The 17,570-nt window shown below is 44.9% G+C and carries 17 protein-coding genes and 1 tRNA gene; 10 read left to right on the forward strand and 8 right to left on the reverse strand.

What is annotated here, in order from left to right; all coding sequences use genetic code 11:
• Window positions 1-40 precede the first annotated feature (40 nt).
• On the reverse strand, window positions 41-637 hold the full coding sequence (locus tag ACBR23_RS00355) for a hypothetical protein (protein ID WP_341735802.1): 597 nt from the start codon (window positions 635-637) through the stop codon (window positions 41-43).
• 63 nt (window positions 638-700) lie between these two features.
• The gene (gene ribD, locus ACBR23_RS00360; protein WP_371118327.1) at window positions 701-1,855 is read right to left on the reverse strand and encodes a bifunctional diaminohydroxyphosphoribosylaminopyrimidine deaminase/5-amino-6-(5-phosphoribosylamino)uracil reductase RibD; all 1,155 of its coding nucleotides are present in this window, start codon (window positions 1,853-1,855) and stop codon (window positions 701-703) included.
• Window positions 1,856-1,929: 74 nt separating this feature from the next.
• Between ribD and ACBR23_RS00365 the strand changes: the two genes are divergently transcribed.
• From ACBR23_RS00365 to ACBR23_RS00375, 3 genes are all read left to right on the forward strand, one after another.
• A complete protein-coding gene (locus tag ACBR23_RS00365) occupies window positions 1,930-2,784 on the forward strand; it encodes an FAD-binding domain-containing protein (RefSeq protein WP_371118328.1) in 855 nt (284 codons plus the stop codon).
• A gap of 87 nt (window positions 2,785-2,871) precedes the next feature.
• Window positions 2,872-3,288 carry a hypothetical protein gene (locus tag ACBR23_RS00370; RefSeq protein WP_371118329.1) on the forward strand — a complete coding sequence of 139 codons (417 nt, stop codon included), beginning with the start codon at window positions 2,872-2,874 and terminating at the stop codon, window positions 3,286-3,288.
• Window positions 3,289-3,407: 119 nt separating this feature from the next.
• Window positions 3,408-4,850, forward strand: a complete 1,443-nt coding sequence (locus ACBR23_RS00375; protein ID WP_371113774.1) for a tyrosine-type recombinase/integrase — start codon at window positions 3,408-3,410, stop codon at window positions 4,848-4,850.
• 87 nt (window positions 4,851-4,937) lie between these two features.
• Here ACBR23_RS00375 and ACBR23_RS00380 read toward each other — a convergent pair whose 3' ends face one another.
• On the reverse strand, window positions 4,938-5,213 hold the full coding sequence (locus tag ACBR23_RS00380) for a hypothetical protein (protein ID WP_371113773.1): 276 nt from the start codon (window positions 5,211-5,213) through the stop codon (window positions 4,938-4,940).
• 320 nt (window positions 5,214-5,533) lie between these two features.
• Window positions 5,534-5,622: transfer RNA gene (locus tag ACBR23_RS00385), tRNA-Ser, on the reverse strand.
• A gap of 657 nt (window positions 5,623-6,279) precedes the next feature.
• Between ACBR23_RS00385 and ACBR23_RS00390 the strand changes: the two genes are divergently transcribed.
• The 3 genes from ACBR23_RS00390 to ACBR23_RS00400 all read left to right on the forward strand — a co-directional run bounded on the left by ACBR23_RS00390 (window position 6,280) and on the right by ACBR23_RS00400 (window position 9,242).
• Entirely contained in the window at window positions 6,280-7,638 is a 1,359-nt protein-coding gene (locus tag ACBR23_RS00390) for a P-loop NTPase fold protein (protein WP_371118330.1), read from the forward strand.
• Between the two features lie 57 nt (window positions 7,639-7,695).
• Complete coding sequence (locus tag ACBR23_RS00395; protein ID WP_371118331.1) at window positions 7,696-8,748, forward strand: shikimate dehydrogenase; 1,053 nt, start codon at window positions 7,696-7,698, stop codon at window positions 8,746-8,748.
• Window positions 8,749-8,810: 62 nt separating this feature from the next.
• Window positions 8,811-9,242: a hypothetical protein gene (locus tag ACBR23_RS00400; protein ID WP_341735807.1), complete on the forward strand. Its 432-nt coding sequence runs from the start codon at window positions 8,811-8,813 to the stop codon at window positions 9,240-9,242.
• Window positions 9,243-9,312: 70 nt separating this feature from the next.
• On the opposite strand, the gene ACBR23_RS00405 is transcribed toward ACBR23_RS00400, so the two are convergent.
• The 3 genes from ACBR23_RS00405 to ACBR23_RS00415 form a co-directional block, all read right to left on the reverse strand.
• Window positions 9,313-9,600, reverse strand: a complete 288-nt coding sequence (locus ACBR23_RS00405) for a YggT family protein (RefSeq protein WP_340524505.1) — start codon at window positions 9,598-9,600, stop codon at window positions 9,313-9,315.
• Window positions 9,601-9,782: 182 nt separating this feature from the next.
• Complete coding sequence (locus ACBR23_RS00410) at window positions 9,783-10,103, reverse strand: hypothetical protein (protein WP_371113772.1); 321 nt, start codon at window positions 10,101-10,103, stop codon at window positions 9,783-9,785.
• Between the two features lie 137 nt (window positions 10,104-10,240).
• Entirely contained in the window at window positions 10,241-10,609 is a 369-nt protein-coding gene (locus ACBR23_RS00415; protein WP_341731422.1) for a YkgJ family cysteine cluster protein, read from the reverse strand.
• Window positions 10,610-10,700: 91 nt separating this feature from the next.
• Here ACBR23_RS00415 and ACBR23_RS00420 point away from each other — a divergent pair, with 91 nt between their 5' ends.
• Window positions 10,701-11,723, forward strand: a complete 1,023-nt coding sequence (locus tag ACBR23_RS00420) for an S-layer homology domain-containing protein (protein ID WP_371113771.1) — start codon at window positions 10,701-10,703, stop codon at window positions 11,721-11,723.
• A gap of 321 nt (window positions 11,724-12,044) precedes the next feature.
• Here the strand turns inward: ACBR23_RS00420 and ACBR23_RS00425 are convergent, their stop codons facing one another.
• A complete protein-coding gene (locus ACBR23_RS00425) occupies window positions 12,045-13,712 on the reverse strand; it encodes a peptidoglycan-binding protein (protein WP_371113770.1) in 1,668 nt (555 codons plus the stop codon).
• A 275-nt stretch (window positions 13,713-13,987) separates the two neighbouring features.
• Between ACBR23_RS00425 and alr the strand changes: the two genes are divergently transcribed.
• The 3 genes from alr (at window position 13,988) to ACBR23_RS00440 (ending at window position 17,498) form a co-directional block, all read left to right on the forward strand.
• Complete coding sequence (alr, locus tag ACBR23_RS00430; protein WP_371113769.1) at window positions 13,988-15,187, forward strand: alanine racemase; 1,200 nt, start codon at window positions 13,988-13,990, stop codon at window positions 15,185-15,187.
• A gap of 293 nt (window positions 15,188-15,480) precedes the next feature.
• Window positions 15,481-16,323 (forward strand): mechanosensitive ion channel family protein, encoded by an 843-nt coding sequence (locus tag ACBR23_RS00435; protein ID WP_371113768.1) that lies wholly within the window; start codon window positions 15,481-15,483, stop codon window positions 16,321-16,323.
• 50 nt (window positions 16,324-16,373) lie between these two features.
• Entirely contained in the window at window positions 16,374-17,498 is a 1,125-nt protein-coding gene (locus ACBR23_RS00440; RefSeq protein ID WP_371113767.1) for a patatin-like phospholipase family protein, read from the forward strand.
• Window positions 17,499-17,570: the final 72 nt, after the last annotated feature.

Raw genomic sequence — 17,570 nt, forward strand, 5'->3', positions numbered from 1 at the left:
AGCACTAACTACTCACATAATATCATCAATCACCCAAGTCTTAATTCGTATTATCTCGCGCTCCCGGAGAAGGCATAGATTGAATAGGAGCCAAAGGCACATTCGACCGATTTCTGATTAGAGTCGTAGACACCAAAGCATAGCCCAAAATAGCAGGAAGTACCATGGCGCTCAGAAACACGATCGCCCCTGCCAAAGTAGTTCCATTCAACATGGGACCGTAATGACTGCGGTAAGGGTCAAAGGCTGGCAAATCTGACCTCTGGCTATCCCGAAGGGCGATCGCACGTTTGAACCTCACCCGCCTGTCGTCCAGTTTTTCTAGCAGCATCCAGCCAACTTCCGCCTCTTCTCGACACAGCTTTTGAAAAATAGCAGGATTCCGAAATAAATCGCTGTTAGCCCGCACAATTTTATACTCCACAACCGTAGTATCAGGTCTAGGATTGCCGTTAGATGGCGAATTATCTCGGCCAGCTAAATGTTCCTCTTGAGATTCGTAGCGAGTCAAAACTTCCTCCTCCTCATCGCATTGTTGCCCCATAGCCAATAGCTCGCGGTTGATGAACACCCCCGCCAGCGCCGACTCTAAACCCAGACTGCCAACCATCAAACTCCAAATCAAAATTTCAAGCATAGAAATACTTAAAAGTTAAAAATTCCAAACTAAAAATAGAGATTTGCTTCGGCTTTTTAACTTTCAATCTTGACTTTTCAAATAGCCTTCTATCAAACAATCTGTACCCACGGTGCGCCAAGAAACTCGCTCTAAAGTTAAAGCATCAGTCATTTTGGCAAACCCCAAATCTCCCACAGGAGTTGGAGCCTGGGAACCTCCGACAATTTTAGGAGCAATGAAAGCCATAATTTTCTGCACCGCACCGTCAGCAATTGCTTTTGCCGCCAGAGTGCCGCCACATTCCCACAGTACAGACAGAAAAGAGCGATCGTACAAATAACCCATAACATTAGTCGGTGTCAGTGGCGACAATTCCACAACTTCCACCCCTTTTGCCATCAAAAATGCTTGAAACTCCAGATTAACCCCAGGTTCAGTGAACACCAAAGTAGGTGCACCAGAGGTTTCCCACAAACGAGCCGACTTGGGCAAATCGAGCGATCGACTCATCACCACCCGTAGGGGATTATGGCGATCGGGTTGATGGCTAGTCAATTGAGGATTATCCAAACGCACCGTATTTCCTCCCACAATCACAGCATCGCAGCCGACACGCACCCCATGTACTTCGCTCCGAGCCGCCTCGCCTGTTACCCAAGCGCTGTGACCGGTAGTGCTAGCAATTTTACCGTCTAAAGTCATCGCATATTTGAAAATTCCGAAAGGACGTCGGTGCAAAATCCGGTGTACAAAAGCCTCATTCAGTTTCTGACAAGCTTCCTCTTCTACCCCAGCCACAACTTCAATGCCAGTGGCCTGCAACCGAGCAAGTCCTGTTCCAGCCACCAAAGGATTCGGATCGACCATCCCAGCCACTACTTTTGCCACCTTAGCCTGAATTAAAGCTTCGGAACAGGGAGGAGTCCGTCCATAGTGGTTACAAGGCTCTAGGTTCACATAAACCGTGGCTCCGGCCGCGAGTTCCCCAGCTTCCCGGAGTGCAAAAACTTCGGCGTGGGGTTGGCCCGCACCTGGGTGAAATCCTTCGCCGACAATTTTGCCGTCGCGGACAATTACAGCACCCACGAGGGGATTGGGAGCAGTTTTGCCGAGGGCGCGACGGGCTAATTCTATGCAGCGACGCATCATGGCTCGATCGAACTCTTGAATTTCGCTATTTTTGAGTTGTGTACTTGAGCTGACGATCGCACTAGCGTCCGTCGGAAAAGTTGCCATAAGATTTTGCTATGATATTTAACCTTGAGTGTATAGCTTTAACATTCAGGAAGAATAACAGGGGATTAAGAAAAATGACTCAGGACATGAAGCGGGAATTTGCCAGCCGCGAAGAATTAATTACCTACCTGCGCCAACAGTTCCCCGAAGCCGCCGCCAGAGACAGTCACGTATCCCCCACCCTAGGCGGGCGTAAAGCCGCCGAAACAGCACTACAACAAGTCGATCCCGGCAAGTACAGCTCAACCCGCAACTTTCTCAACGGCGCGGTAACTCGCTTGTCGCCCTATTTACGTTACGGCGTTTTGAGCCTTGCAGAAGTCCGGGATATGGTGCTAGCAAAGGTGCGACATCAAGAAGATGCAGTGAAACTTGTCAACGAGTTGGGTTGGCGGGATTATTGGCAGCGACTTTATGCAGAATTGGGAGAGGGGATTTGGCAAGACCGGGAACCCTATAAAACTGGCTATACCGCTTCATCTTACAGCGAAATCATGCCCGAAGATATCGTTGAGGGGACGACTGGTTTGGTTTGTATCGATAGTTTCAGCCAGCAGTTGCGGGAAACTGGTTATTTACACAATCACCAGCGGATGTGGATGGCCGCTTATCTCGTGCACTGGCGCAAAGTGCGCTGGCAAGCTGGAGCTCGCTGGTTTTTGGCACATTTGCTAGATGGAGATCCGGCGAGCAATAATCTTTCTTGGCAGTGGGTAGCTAGCACTTTTAGTCACAAGGCTTATTTTTTTAATCGGGAGAATTTGGAACGTTACACTAAGGGGGTGTATTGTGCCGATTGTCCTCTGTACGGACAATGTGATTTTGAGGGGAGTTACGAATATTTGGAAGGGAAGTTATTTCCTGCGGCAGAAAAGGTCGATCGCAGTGGCGGTTCTCAAAGTTGGAATCGTCCTCAAAAACGTCGCTAATTAGTTATTTGTTATTTGTTATTTGTTATTTGTTATTGGTTGGTGATCGTCACCAATTTCCGATTCACGATTCCCGATTACACATTTATGAACAATCCGATTATTTGGCTACATGGAGACTGTCTAAACCCCGAAGGTCCCGTTTTAAAATCCTACCCAAATGCGCCGGCGATTTGGGTTTGGGATGATGCGCTAATCGATGAATGGCAGTTAAGTCTCAAGCGCATCTTGTTTATTTACGAATGTTTGCTGGAATTGCCAGTAATTATTCGTCGCGGCGATGTGGCGACAGAAGTTATGGCTTTTGCTCAAGAATTCAGTGCCAATCAAATAGTGACTACGGAAAGTCCCAGTCCTCGGTTTCAGGATATTTGTATCACAATTGGGCGATCGCTCCCTGTTGAAATTTTATCCCCAGAACCCTTTGTTCGCTATGATGGCTACATAGATTTAAAGCGTTTTTCTCGCTACTGGCGCGTAGCGAGAAAATATGTGTTATACTAGCTAAAAGCTTTACCCCCATAAATAAGGGTATAAAACAAGATAGGTAAAAGCTAGAATAATCTAGATTTTGTCTAGAATTTCAGAACCTTGAAAACTCAATACTTATAGAGGACTACCCCATGAAAGTTCAATCCAAGGCTCAACCCGCTTGCGATATTGCCGTGTACGCTGACAAAGGAAGTCTCGCACTGCGGTTTCCTAAGCGTCATAACCCTCTTTGGGAGCAACTAGACGGCAAAAGCCTTAAAGGTAAGCCTAAGTGCTTAGGGATAGGCAAATACGGCTTCTCTGCTGATGAACCTGAAGACTGGAAACGTGCCACGCAAATTGCAATCGCGCTTGAAGCGGATTTAGACCATCCAGAGTGGGAAAAACTGTTTGACCCTACCCTTGCTAAGTACAGCTTAGGTGGCGGTAAATACGCTAAATTAGCCGAAGTTTTACAGTTGCCTGGTACGGTACAAGTAGAGCCTGAAATCACCGTAGGTCAAATGTGGGAGGCATACCTAGAGTGGAAGAAAACTGTTGTTGAGGAAACCACGTTTAAGGATGTTTTTTGCACCATGTTTAGTAATGCAATTTACGGGCGTAAGTGGGATAAAAAAAATAACAAATACAAGGAATTAGATACTCCCATATCAACCTTGAGAATTGATGATTCTACTCTAGGTAGCCAAATTAGTCTGCTATCAACGTGTAGAAAGTCCTACCTAATAAGTGAATTATCTAAAGCTTTTGACTTTTGTAAGTCTAAAGGGTTACTGACATCGCTTACAACCAATAATCCGTTTGTAGGCGACAAGTACAGTTCGCCAGCGGTTACGACTCAACAAAAGTATGCTTCTCGGATTGTGGATGGCGTGTTGATTCAGTGGCACGAAGTACAGGATGAGAAAGAGTTAGAAAATGACCGTCGTGCCTTTAACAAAATAGAACGCGATATCATTATCAAGGCATTTTGCGAGTCCAGTAACAAGACTTATAAAGCCTTAGCGCCCTTGATAGAGTTTTACTTTCTAACAGGATGTCGTACCTCAGAAGCCTTTCCGCTGACATGGAAAGATGTTGATTTTGAGCGTAATCTAATTCGATTTTCTAAATCGTTAGGTTATTCCACCCGCAAGGTCAAAGAGACTAAAACGGGTGAAATAAGACTGTTCTACTTTGGGGAAAACTCTCGACTAAAGCAACTACTGCTAACGCTAAAAAGCCAAGGTGAAGCTGAGGGATTAATTTTTTCCGGTTTCCGAGGTAAGCACTTGACACGAGATTTAGTGTCTAGGGCATGGGTAGGTAGTTCGACAACAAGCACACTAGCTGATGGCACTGAAAAAACGTATCATTATCCTGGTGTAGTAACCCAACTAATCGAACAAGGTTTGATAAGTGGATACTTGTCTCCCTACCACACACGGCACACGTACATCACGCTTACGGCACACGCTAACGCCCATGACAATAACGCACTACTACTCATCGCATCCGCTTGTGGCAACAGCGTTGACGTGATACTTCGGCATTATCTGGGCGTAGCAGAAGGTACTACTTTAGTCGAAGTATAATTTACCCCCATAAATAAGGGTATAAAACAATAACCCCCTAGGTTTATTTCTAGGGGGTTTTTTAGTGACTATTTGACAACTATGCTGCTATTCCGCGTCCAACCAAACCTCCAAAAACATACCCCCTGCTTTGGAACCAAGAACTAATTCTTTTTTTACAGTTCCGACTTGTTCTGCGGTTAGCATCAAAAAGTTTCCGTCGATATCAATTCCAAAGATGAAAGCTTTGTCGAAAATTACTTGTCCGTATTTAGCCGAGAAACTGACATCATCACTTAAAAGTAACAAATATGCGTCATAAACCAACGCAATTGACTTGTCAGAAAAACAGCGACTTGAAGCCATTTCTGAGTCAACAGCCACAAACTTTTCTACCTCTTTAAAGGAAAATCGACACAAGTAAAGCTAAAACCGATACCGAGGTGGTTAAATCATTCCGATGCAGCCGGAAACGATATTACCCACTGGGTGCATCTCAATTTTGCCAATATATTCGTAGGGGCGAAGCATGACCGCTGTAAATCTCTGGCGTGAGCTAATAAATTTTCTGCGGGAATGCTATAGCCAATACAAAATAGGGATGCTCCCTACGCACCACCTCTGCATATCCCGTTATTTAGGGGGAAAGCACATCCCCAGTTACTCAATCTGGTTCCTAGAGCTTGAAGCTATTAGATACTAAACGGAGAGGGAGGGATTTGAACCCTCGAAGGATGTTAACACCCTTAACAGATTAGCAATCTGCCGCTTTCGACCACTCAGCCACCTCTCCTCGATGACAGTAACTAATGATAGCACACAGATTATGGCTGTGGCAACCCCTAATTCAAAAATTCCTAAATCGCTTACCCTGTCTAGATTTCAGCATTTATTGCTCTCCCATAATTCCTGTGGCACAGGCAGGATTCCTGTTCTTGACTGTTTCAGAGAAGTCTATTGAAATTTGTAAAGTTCTAACATCCGTTGGATTTTGGGCAACTGTCTTTCAGATTTCCCATAAGCCAGCCAGATGCGATATTAGAAATCTCCTAAAATGATGGTAGGTAGGAATCTTGCCTCCCCTTGACAGGCTTTTTGGCAGATGTCTATTAAACGTAAAATCCTTTGGTGTGAGAAACCAGACTTTTTTACTCAGTCTGGTTTCTGGATCTTCTATTTTTTTAAAGTGGGTTTACTTAGTACCTGCTTTTTTGATTCACTAACTGTACTAAAATAAGCCATGCCCTTCGAGAACATTATCGCCAAATCTTCGTCAGTGATTTTTATGTGGTCGAAAGCAGTTTTTTTCTACTGCACGGATTAATTTGGGGGAGAAATATTAAAATCGCCCATCTAAAAACATGAGAATAAATTCGCAATTTGGGCTGATAATTAAGATAGCGAAATGAATAAGGTATTAGGGTATAATATAAATTTGAGTGGACAGGGTATGGAACTAGATTTACAGAGATTTTATAAGGTTTGCAATCCCAGCTACACCATCGCAGTAGCAAATTCAGAAGACAAAAAATATTACATCGAATTCTCTTCGGTTAGGGGTGGCACAATCGTAGAACAATTGGAGCGGACTATCAGCCGTCTATCCCCTGACGAACCCACTTGCCAATTATTCACTGGGCACATTGGCTGCGGTAAATCTACAGAATTGTTACGGCTCCAATCTGAATTGGAACATCAGGGGTTTCACGTAGTCTACTTTGAGTCTAGCAAGGACTTGGATATGGCAGATGTGGATATAACTGACATTTTATTGAGTGTGGCTCGTCAGGTGAGCGAAAGTATTGAGAAACTAAAAATTAAGCTGCAACCGACAGGTTTTAAGGCTTTGCTGAAGGGGGTGGCAGATGTTTTTCAAACTCAAATCGATCTGAAAGCTGACGCAAATTTTCCGGGTGTGGGGGAAATAAGTGCGAGTACGGAGGGAGAATTTTCTTTGGCTTTTGGTATTGGTAAAATTACTGCCAAAGCTAAGGATTCTCCGAATTTGCGATCGGAGTTGAGGCAATATTTGGAGCCGCGAACTAATGTAATTTTGGATGCTCTGAATAAGGAGTTGCTGGAACCAGCTACTCAAGCTCTCAAAAGTCGGGGAAAACGAGGCCTGGTGGTGATTATTGATAATCTCGATCGCATACATTTGTGCGCTAAGCCCACAGGACGACTTCAGCCGGAATATCTGTTTGTCGATCGCGGCGAACAGTTGGCCAGACTCAATTGTCACGTAGTTTATACCATTCCTTTGGTGTTGATATTTTCTAACGATTTGGGTCAGTTGACCAATCGGTTTGGGGTCGATCCCAAGGTGTTACCAATGGTCCCGGTACATAGTCGCGATGGTTCTGAGTGTACAGAGGGTGTAGAGTTGTTGCGCCAGATGGTGTTGGCTCGCGCTTTCCCCATGGTGCAGGAAAACGAACGCTATGCTTTGATTGGTAAGATTTTTGATTCTCCCGAAACCCTCGATCGCCTCTGTCGAGTTAGTGGCGGACACGTCCGTAATTTGCTGCAACTACTTTATGGTTGTCTCCAGAGAGAAGATCCACCGCTTTCTAGGGAAACCTTGGAAAAGGTAATTGTTCAGCGGCGTCATCAACTCACTTTGGCGATCGAGCCTGATGAGTGGGAACTGTTGAAGCAAGTATCCTCAGCCAAAACAGTCAGCGGAGAAACTAAATATCAAATTTTGTTGCGCAGCCTGTGGGTATTTGAGTACCGTTATGGTGACGATTATTGGTTTGATGTCAACCCAATTTTGGCTGACGCCAAAGAGTTGACAGTTGACGGTTGATGCTTGACAGTTGATGGTTGACAGCTAATAGCTCACAGTCAACCGTCAATTCAAAAAATGATTAAAGGTACTACTAAATTGTTGGGAGTGATTGGTGATCCGATCGCCCATTCTCTGTCACCGGTGATGCACAATGCTGCGATTTCCCATTTGGGAGTCGATTTTGTTTACCTAGCATTTCCGGTAAAACCAGAGGATCTAAAAGCTGCTCTTTTAGGCTTTGAGGCGATCGGCTTGCGGGGATTTAGCATCACCATTCCCCACAAACAAGCAATCTTACCCCTGTTGTCCGAGGTTTCTCCCATTGCTCGTGCGATCGGTGCTGTCAATACCGTATACCGAACTGACAAAGGTTGGTGCGGTACAAATACAGATGTGGAAGGCTTTCTCGCCCCGCTGCAACCCCCCCCAACCCCCCCTTACCAAGGGGGGGCTACAGAGGTGAAATCTGCCTTAGAAAGTGGCAATAGGACTGCCGAATCCTCTCACTCCCCTTACCAAGGGGGGGCTACAGAGGTGAAATCTGCCTTAGAAAGTGGCAATATGACTGCCGAATCCTCTCACTCCCCTGACCAAGGGGGGGCTAGGGGGGAGTCCGATTGGAGTCAGAAAGTAGCCGTAATTTTGGGAAATGGGGGCGCGGCGAGAGCGGTGGTGGCCGGCTGTGCTCAATTGGGCTGTGCCCAGATTCATGTTGTGGGGCGCCAGCAGCAAAATTTGGCCGAATTTCAGCAGAGTTGGGTTGATTCTCCTATACCTGTCAAATCTTTGCAGGTTCATACTTGGGATAATTTGTCAAGGTTAATTTCTCAGGCAGATTTGCTAGTCAACACGACTCCGGTGGGGATGTATCCCCACGGAGAAAAGTCGCCGATTCCGTTAGCTGCGATCGACCAAATTTCCCCAGGTGCGATCGCCTATGATTTAATTTACAACCCCAGCCCTACTCAATTTCTCAAAGATGCCCAACTTCGCGGAGCCCAAGTCATTGATGGACTCCCCATGTTAGTTCAACAAGGAGCCGCCGCCTTAAAAATTTGGCTGGAGACAGAATCAGTCCCCGTAGAAGTCATGCGCCTCGCCTTGCGAAAGCATTTGGGCTTAGATTAACTAGCAATTTGCTACGGAATTCGCGCTAAGCTGAGATTTAAAATATACTGGCGTTGCCACCTATGAAATTTAGAGCTATCAGCCTGTTTTTCGCTACTTGCCTGATCGGAATTTTTAGTTTAGCATTCACTCCACCAGCTTGGGCGCTGACACAAATTAAACTATCGGATCTTTCCTATCGCGAATGTCCGGCAGAAATGGCAGAAGGAACCGTCTCTAGTGGCAGTTCCATGGAAGCTAACTGTTTTTTAATTACTGGTAAAGCTGAAAATACCAGCGGTAAACCTGTTGTTAATGCTGATATTTTCGGTCGAATTTATGATGCCGATGACAACCCGGTGATGCAGAATCGGACTCGTTTGGGGTCCATCGAAGAAGTTCCTCCCGGAGTCAGCGATTTTCAGCTTAGAATCTCCGTGGCGGCTAATCAACCAACTCCTTTGAAACTCAAACAGTTTAAAGCTACTGGTTTTACTGGTGTGGTGCGTCGCTAAAAATATAAACCCGACTTCTGAAAAAAGTCGGGTTTATAATTATTCTATTATTGGAACTCGACTTAATTAGCTAAAGTGCTGTTTGCAAGTTGCTTAAAAGACCGATCAAGAATTCCGAGCCGAACTGAAGGACAAAAAAGGCAATCAGGGGAGAAAAGTCAATACCTCCTAGGGGGGGGATTATTGAGCGAAATAAATTAAGGTAAGGGTCTGTTAACTGACTCAAAATCGAAAAAGGAGGGTCATACCAATTGATGTTGGGAAACCAGCTTAACAGCACCCGAATAATCATGAGAACGAAATAGATTTGCAGAAATGATGACAGGGTGGTTGCCAAAAGCCCTATTGAATAACTCATAAATTTTGCTTGATGTTGAGTAAAGTTTAGAAAAGCTTTGAGTTTTAGTTTAGCATAATTGGCGCAGTGAAGCGATTTTCGCTGTTGGATTCTAGATTGAGGATTGTAGAATTGACCCCACGGATCAATCCGGGGGCTGCTAGCCAATTGCTTTTGGTTATGCTAAGCAACCTGAAATTGATTCAGGAATCTTCAGCTAAAGAACTTTGGCTGGTGTGCTGTACGTTGCCATTCACGTCACGGATTTCGAGTCGCACATCATCGATGGCCTGATTGAGTTGGGAAATTTTATCTTCTAAACTCAGCCTTGCTACTTCCATGCGTTGGGCTTCCATTTGGCTGCTTTTGCCCTTGCTTCCCTTGATGGACTTGGACTCTGAGGGGTCCGCCAGGAATGCCTCAGCAGCGCGTCTCGATAGCACCGCCCCCAAAACAGCACCCACCAAGCCACCAACTGCGGCACCTGCAATAAATCCGCCTGTAAAACCGTCTCGATTGCTCATTTTTCAACTCAACTAGGCGATATTTCCTTGATTTTTTCATTGTAACCAGACTAGGGCGCAGCTATCCATTGAATGCTTTTGGTTACAGATCTACCTGAAGGTGGCGAAATAGATTATTGATTGGTGGGATTACACTATCAGTTTTGAGGATGGGCGATACTTCCGACTTGTTGCTGGAAGCGGATCATCTCTAAAGATCGATCGCCATAAAGGTCTTCAATATGCTCTAAGCAGCAGTCGATCGCAAAATCGTTCAACTCAGCAGGCTCAATACCGTACATATCCTCAAACACCTCTGAGTCTACACGACAAAAGCGCGGGCGATCGGCATAAATTCCGCACTCTCGCGTTTCTTTGTCAAAGTTGACACACCAACCGTCATCACCTACGAGGCTCAAGTAGAGTCCCAATTCTTCCTCTGATAAATACTCGTCTAAGTCAGGGCGCTCTGTGGGGTCGAGGTAACAACAAGCACCGCACTGTTTTACGCAAAGCCAGGTAGCCATAGTTTTATTTGAGATTTTAGATAGACTTTAGATTTTAGATTTTAGATTGGGATAGTAGCTTAGCATATCTATAGATATGTAGGTGATAATTATGTCTTCTTCACAACCTCCATCAAGGGAAAAAAGACCTCTCGGATTGGATGAATTAATTGCGATCCTAGTCGCCTTCGGCACTGTGGGTGGAATTTTATTTTGGGTAATAGGGAAAAAACCCAGTCAATTCGGTATTACCAATTGGCAATTTCCAGCGGTATTCTCTCAACCTGCTGCTGTGTCCGATCGCCCCACAATCTTAACGCCCCCGCCGTCTAGTTCGGATCTGCCATCCCCCCCAGTCCAAGTCATTCCCTCCCCCTCTCCGGGAACTGGTGTTGCACCATTACCGCAAGTTATTGTGCCAATTCCTGTGATTGTCCCTCCAGCTAGCGTTCTTCCCGAACAGGCAATTGTGCCCTCGACTCCGGCTCCGATAATTACCAAACCTAAACCAGCTAAAGGAAAAATCGGTCCGGTCAAATTGTCCGATGTTCCAGATCAGCATTGGGCCCGTCCATTTATTTTAGCATTAGTCGATCGGCAAATTTTTTCAGATGTCACAGACAACAAATTTCGTCCCGACGAACCAATAACGCGAGCGGAACTAGCGCGATTAATTAAGCAAATGTCCGATCAAGAACCGCGTCGCAAAGCAGTTGATTTTAAAGATATCGAATCCGGCAATCCGGCTGCTCCTTTCATCGACTACAGCGTCAAGACAGGATACTTAAAAGGATACCCAAACCAGGAGTTCCGTCCTGAAAAACCAGTTCCCCGTGTGGAAGTAATCGCATCTCTGGCTAGCGGCTTGAATCTGAAACCATCAAAGACAACGACCAAAACTTTACAGTTTTATACCGACAAACAAAAAATACCTAAATGGGCTGTTGACCAAGTAGCAGCAGCTACGGAAGCAGGTCTTATTGTCAACTATCCGAAGCGCCAACTTTTGAGGCCAAATACAACAGCAACTCGCGCAGAAGTAGCGGTCATGCTTTACCAAGCTATGGCAAAAAAAGGGAAAGTACCAGCTAAATCTTCTCAGTATGTTGTGCGGCGTTCCAAGGTGTTGAAGTAAATTTTATGGTGGGGTAGGCTTCGGGTGCATCTGTGTTTTGCAAATATATTCGTAGGGGCTTTCGCCTGACGGCTGTAAATCTCTGGTTATCACGAATAAATTGTCTGCGGTCATGCTTCGCCTATGCAAAATCAGGATGCTCCCTAGGCTTCTAGCCTACCCCACCCTAAAATTCATCTGTTTGTTTTTTATACCAATCCTAAATCATTTTTGAATTTCTTGCTCCCTCCTCTTAGTAAGGGGAGGGTTGGGGTGGGGTAAAAAACTTTACGACTCCTGCAAGGACTGCTATATTACCTAGAATGAAGATAGGATTTGAGATCAATCTTGAAAAACCATGATACTACCAGAATAACAAGCCACCCAAACCTGATTAGTTTGCGGATCGTAGGTAATGCCTATGGGACTTGAATTCACATTCACTGTTTGCAAAACTTTCATATCTCCGGTGCTAATCTTGCTGACAGTATTGGAAGAATAGTTAACTACGTAAATCAGTTTCCCGTCATCAGAAATTGTCATGCTGCGAGGCTGACTACCACTCGAAACTTTGTCCACAACTTCACCAGAATCCAGGCTAATTTTTGCGACATTTCCTTCACCATTCAAAGTAGCATAAAGATACTTGCCGTTGGGGTCTATTACCAAATGACGGGGCGAACTACCAACATTTCGTAACCAATTTACCGAAAAATCTCTGAGATTAACCTTGGCAATATCGGCGGAACCCATGACAGCAACATAGGCGGTTTTCGAGTCAGGAGTGACCACAATACCGCGAGGATAGGCTCCCAATTTTACCCGCTCAATTTCGCTGTTTTTCTGAGTGTCAACTACGCTTAAATCCCAACTACACCAATTACTCGCCAGCACCAGCCGATTATCGGGGGAAACAGCATTGAATTTCGGTACAGCACCTACAGAAATTACTTTTTCTATTTTGAGAGTTTGGGTATTGATGCGGTACATGAAACTTTCGTCATGTTTGGCGGCGGGAGAACATCTGTCACTACCGGGATTGTCAAAGCCAGCACCATACATTTGATAGTTTGATATATAGGCATATTTGCCATCATTTGAAAAAGCAGCTTCCACCGGAGCGCCTTGATAATTACCCTTGAATTTGGAAAAACCAAACTTTGATAAGTTTACGCGATCGGGAATGGTCTTGACTAATTTAAAGTTGCGATCGTAGACTGTGATTGTGTGGCTGTACATCATGTTTTGAGCAAAAAACAGACCAGCACCTGAATAAACAATTGATTTCGGGGATATGCTACCGTAAATCGTTTTTTTCAAGGTCATTTTCCCCTGGCTTTTGGGACGGGGACGAATCAGCTTTTTGGGAGCTACTTGCGGTGGGGGAGTTTCCACCATAAATGGGGGTAAAAATGGATTAGAAAATATCGGTCTTTTGGGTGAATTATTGGAGTTAGAATCTTCTAATTTATTTGGATTTTCCGGGGCTGTAGGTGATGGGAAAGCTTGTGGTTTGGTGGTATTTTTTTCGGACTGCTGTTTGGTAGGCGATTGTAATTCGTCTGGATTTTTTGGGGCGATAGAGTCGGGTTGTGGGCGATCGGGATTTGGTGTTTTTTGCGCCGCCGATTCTGGGACTGTAGCTTCGGGCTTAACTTTCAGTGCAGCCAAGGTTTTTGGACCGACAATTCCGTCTACTTTGAGATTGTTTTCTGTTTGGAACTTTTTCACGGCAGCTTGAGTTACAGAACCGTAAAATCCTGTGGGTGGGCTACGAAAATATCCTGCGTCTTGGAGAGTTTTCTGGAGTTCGGTAACTTCCGGGCCTGAATCTCCTTTTTTGATGGCTAGTGCGGGATTTACTAAGTAGTTAATAATGCTTAAAGCCAGGAGCAAGCATAGCAAAGGAGTAGAGGCTAAATTCAGGTGCGTTGTTGAGTTTTTTCCTGGAGTTTTGCTGGGAGGGGTTTCCCAGGTTTCTGCTAAGTGCAGGTAGGCTAGTCCGTCCATAGTTTTGACTCAGTGGTTTTGGTGATATGATACACCAATTAACATCGATCGAAATGATAAACTGGAAAAGTTTATAATAGGCATCTCCCGAAAAGTCTGTTAAGAACACGCTAGGGATGCTGACCACTTCGATCCTTCGACTAGCCTTTGGCAAAGCTGAGTTCTTAACCGCCACGTAGTCGAAGGGGGTCTGTTCTACAATATTTATGGCAGAGGTATCGCCTGCGGAATTGAGAAAAAATTTTAATAGTGTGAGGAAGTTGGAGTGATTAATCATGTTGAATAGGGAACAAACATCGGCAGAAGCATTGCCTAAAGAATGTCCGCCGAATTTACTTTCCGATGGTTACGGTGGACTTTGCCAGCGGGCTTGGGTAGAAATTGATTTAGCAGCTTTAACTCACAATGTAAAACAGCTTAAAAATATTTTATCTCCCCGATCGCAACTGATGGCTGTGGTGAAAGCTGATGCTTATGGACACGGTGCGATCGCAGTTAGTCAAACAGTTTTGCAAGCTGGTGCTAGTTGGCTGGGAGTGGCGACAATTCCAGAGGGAATTGAGTTGCGAGAAGCGGGGATTACAGCGCCGATTTTGGTGCTGGGGGCCACTTATACTACAGAACAAGTAAAAGCGATCGCCCATTGGCACTTGCAGCCGACTATTTGTACTGTCAAACAAGCTCTCATATTTTCGGAAGTTCTCGCTACTCTCCATCAATCTGTACCGGTTCATGCTAAGTTAGATACGGGAATGTCTCGCTTGGGTACACCTTGGCAAGAGGCCACAGAATTTTTGCAGTTAATCCAGAGTTTACCTCATTTAAAATTGGCTAGTGTTTACTCTCACTTGGCGACAGCAGATAGTCCAGACCCAACTATTATGCTAGAACAACAGGAGAATTTTGAACGGGCGATCGCCCAACTTAAGATAGCAGGAATTAATCCCGATCGCCTGCACTTAGCAAACTCGGCTGCTACCCTGGCTAACCCAAACTTGCATTACGATTTAGTCCGAGTTGGTTTAGCTAATTACGGGCTTTATCCAGCACCTCATTTACAAAATGTGGCTAATTTAAAACCCGTCATGCAGGTAAAAGCTAGGGTGACACAGGTGAAAACAATAGCAGCCGGAACTGGTGTCAGTTACGGCCATCAATTTGTCGCTCAGCAACAGACGCAAATTGCGGTAGTTGGCATCGGTTATGCTGATGGCATTCCGCGCAATCTTTCTAATAAAATGAAGGTATTAATCCGGGGTAGTTTTGTGCCACAAGTGGGGGCAGTGACTATGGATCAATTAATGCTGGATGTGAGTTCTATTCCCGATCTAGAAGTCGGTGAAGTGGTGACTTTGTTGGGTAAAGATGGAGGAAATGAAATTAGCGCTGATGATTGGGCAGGGATTTTAGGAACCATTTCCTGGGAAATTCTATGCGGTTTTAAACACAGATTGCCGCGCGTAGCAGCATCATAATTATTTGTTGTTGGTTATTGGTTATTAGAATAAACTACAAAACAACAAATAATATCAAATCCGGTAGCATCTGAATGATTCAGATCTCTATTCTCTCCCTCTGTGTCCTCTGTGTTCTCTGCGGTTAAATCATTCCGATGCAGCCGGAAACGATATAATATCAATTCCTGTCTTCATTGGAATTATTCATTTCTCTCCGCTCTCTCTGTGTTCTCTGTGTTCTCTGTGGTTAAATCATTCCGATGCAACCGTCAACAATATAACCAATAACCAACAACCAATAACAAATTAATATGATAGCGATCGCCAAATTTCAAGTAATAGCCCAAACCTTCTATTCCCAACTAGATACAGAAAGAATTCAAGCCCTGCAAGTCGCCCAAGAACTTTCCAAAAAATTCATAGAATTGGGGTTTGATATTGTCCCTAAGCTGCTGTGGGCTATTGGCATTTTGTTAATGACGCGGTTTGCGATCGGGATTGCGGGGCGCGTGACTCGCCGAGCCCTGAGTCGCACTGAAGCCACGTTACGCAAATTTTTAGTCCAAGCTGCTGAAATTACGATTTTAGTAGTCGGAGTCATCGCCACTTTGAGTCAGTTGGGAATTCAAACTACCAGTGTGGTTGCTGTGGTGGGTGCTGCTGGTTTGGCGATTGGTTTGGCTTGGCAAAATACTTTATCACACTTTGCTGCTGGGGTGATGTTGATTAGTTTACGTCCTTTTGAAGTGGGAGACGCCATCGAAGGTGGGGAGGTTAAAGGAGTTGTAGATGCGATCGGCATTTTTTCCACCACCTTAGTGACAGACGATCATGTCAAAATAATTGTACCCAACAATAAGTTATTTGATGGTACCCTGAAAAATACCACGGCAATGGGGACTAGGCGGGTGGACTTGAAGATTGATATTGGCGATCGCCCCATCCGTCCAACTGTAACCGAGTTATTAGAAATTGTCCAATCTCATCCCCTAGTTTTGGACAATCCGCCCCCTACTTGTTTGGTGGCTGAGATTACTCCCGATTCCACTATTTTGTCTCTGCGCCCTTGGTGCGCCTCCGTAGCTTACGAACAAGTGCGATCGCAAATTCAAGAACAAGTCAAAGAAGCCATGAAGGCTGACCAAAATCAATAATAAATGTCAATCTCAAAACTCACATTTAAAATCAATCCGAGGTATTTCCCATGAACAAGTGGTATCCCCAGCAAATTCTTCAAGAACCAGGTGTCAGGATTTCCCCCGCCGAAAAACAAAAAATTCTCAGCAAATTTCCACCTCCCGACGACAAGGGTCAAATCTATGCCGACGGCATTTTTGAAGGTGGTGGCGTGCGAGGAATTGCCTTTTTAGGAGCCCTCAGATGCTGCAACGATTTGGGTATCCGGTGGCGCAAATTAGCCGGCACATCTGCCGGTGCAATTACCGCAGCAGTTTTGGCTACAGACTTGTCAATCGATGACTTAGAAGAATTACTAGGACAGCTTGATTATAGCATATTTCTCAGCAAAAAAAACAGCCCTCTAATTTTAAATGGCGACCCAGCAGACGACTTGCAATCTCCAGTATGGACCTTACTTTTCCTAACAATTAGTCGCCAGATGGGAGAATACTCCTCCTTACCTTTCCGACAGTGGCTGGAATCCACCCTAGCCAAAGGTGATTTACGAACTTTTGCTGATGTCAAACAACAGGTAAAAGACCGAGAATTAAAAGTAGTAATATCCAACCTTAGTCGTGGTGAAATGTTGGTAATTCCCGACGATTTACAGCGGAGAGACTCGGCGGATGCTGATGCTTTGTACGAACAGTTGCGACTCAAAAGTGCTGAAGATTTTAGCGTAGCTGAAGCCGTGCGCTTGTCCATGAGTATTCCGCTATTTTTTGAACCAGGAAAACTGGGGAATGACATAATTGTAGACGGAGGAATTTTGAGTAATTTCCCGCTGTGGATTTATGACAAACAATCCGGTGCAACTCCCGTACCCCCACGCTGGTTTACCTTTGGGTTTCGATTAATTGATACTGGTATTGAGAATCAAGTTAATATTAACAGTCCCGTGTCGATGTTGTCGGCAATGTTCACCACCATGATGAAAGCCAGAGACAGGTATCACCAGCGGGAGATGGATAAAGGTAGGGTAATTAATATTGACGTGACTGAAGCTGAGGTGACGGCGACTCACTTTAACCTGGATGGCGATCGCAAGGCTAAACTGTATCGCTTAGGATACTTATATACTAAAAGATTTTTTCTGAGTTCCAGTTTTAGTTGGGAAAAACACTTGAAGGCTAGGGGATTTGGAGATTAGTCTTGTTTCTTTCAGCTAGGGGAATCATACCAAATCCGTTGACATCGGAATTATGATTTCTCTCTTCTCTTT

The sequence above is a fragment of the Microcoleus sp. genome (assembly GCF_041354475.1).
GTDB lineage: Bacteria > Cyanobacteriota > Cyanobacteriia > Cyanobacteriales > Microcoleaceae > Microcoleus.

Bases quoted from the DNA above. Each gene is read 5' to 3' on its own strand.
- ACBR23_RS00355 (WP_341735802.1), bottom strand. From the start codon at position 637: ATGCTTGAAATTTTGATTTGGAGTTTGATGGTTGGCAGTCTGGGTTTA.
- ribD (WP_371118327.1), bottom strand. From the start codon at position 1,855: ATGGCAACTTTTCCGACGGACGCTAGTGCGATCGTCAGCTCAAGTACA.
- ACBR23_RS00365 (WP_371118328.1), top strand. From the start codon at position 1,930: ATGACTCAGGACATGAAGCGGGAATTTGCCAGCCGCGAAGAATTAATT.
- ACBR23_RS00370 (WP_371118329.1), top strand. From the start codon at position 2,872: ATGAACAATCCGATTATTTGGCTACATGGAGACTGTCTAAACCCCGAA.
- ACBR23_RS00375 (WP_371113774.1), top strand. From the start codon at position 3,408: ATGAAAGTTCAATCCAAGGCTCAACCCGCTTGCGATATTGCCGTGTAC.
- ACBR23_RS00390 (WP_371118330.1), top strand. From the start codon at position 6,280: ATGGAACTAGATTTACAGAGATTTTATAAGGTTTGCAATCCCAGCTAC.
- ACBR23_RS00395 (WP_371118331.1), top strand. From the start codon at position 7,696: ATGATTAAAGGTACTACTAAATTGTTGGGAGTGATTGGTGATCCGATC.
- ACBR23_RS00400 (WP_341735807.1), top strand. From the start codon at position 8,811: ATGAAATTTAGAGCTATCAGCCTGTTTTTCGCTACTTGCCTGATCGGA.
- ACBR23_RS00405 (WP_340524505.1), bottom strand. From the start codon at position 9,600: ATGAGTTATTCAATAGGGCTTTTGGCAACCACCCTGTCATCATTTCTG.
- ACBR23_RS00410 (WP_371113772.1), bottom strand. From the start codon at position 10,103: ATGAGCAATCGAGACGGTTTTACAGGCGGATTTATTGCAGGTGCCGCA.
- ACBR23_RS00415 (WP_341731422.1), bottom strand. From the start codon at position 10,609: ATGGCTACCTGGCTTTGCGTAAAACAGTGCGGTGCTTGTTGTTACCTC.
- ACBR23_RS00420 (WP_371113771.1), top strand. From the start codon at position 10,701: ATGTCTTCTTCACAACCTCCATCAAGGGAAAAAAGACCTCTCGGATTG.
- ACBR23_RS00425 (WP_371113770.1), bottom strand. From the start codon at position 13,712: ATGGACGGACTAGCCTACCTGCACTTAGCAGAAACCTGGGAAACCCCT.
- alr (WP_371113769.1), top strand. From the start codon at position 13,988: ATGTTGAATAGGGAACAAACATCGGCAGAAGCATTGCCTAAAGAATGT.
- ACBR23_RS00435 (WP_371113768.1), top strand. From the start codon at position 15,481: ATGATAGCGATCGCCAAATTTCAAGTAATAGCCCAAACCTTCTATTCC.
- ACBR23_RS00440 (WP_371113767.1), top strand. From the start codon at position 16,374: ATGAACAAGTGGTATCCCCAGCAAATTCTTCAAGAACCAGGTGTCAGG.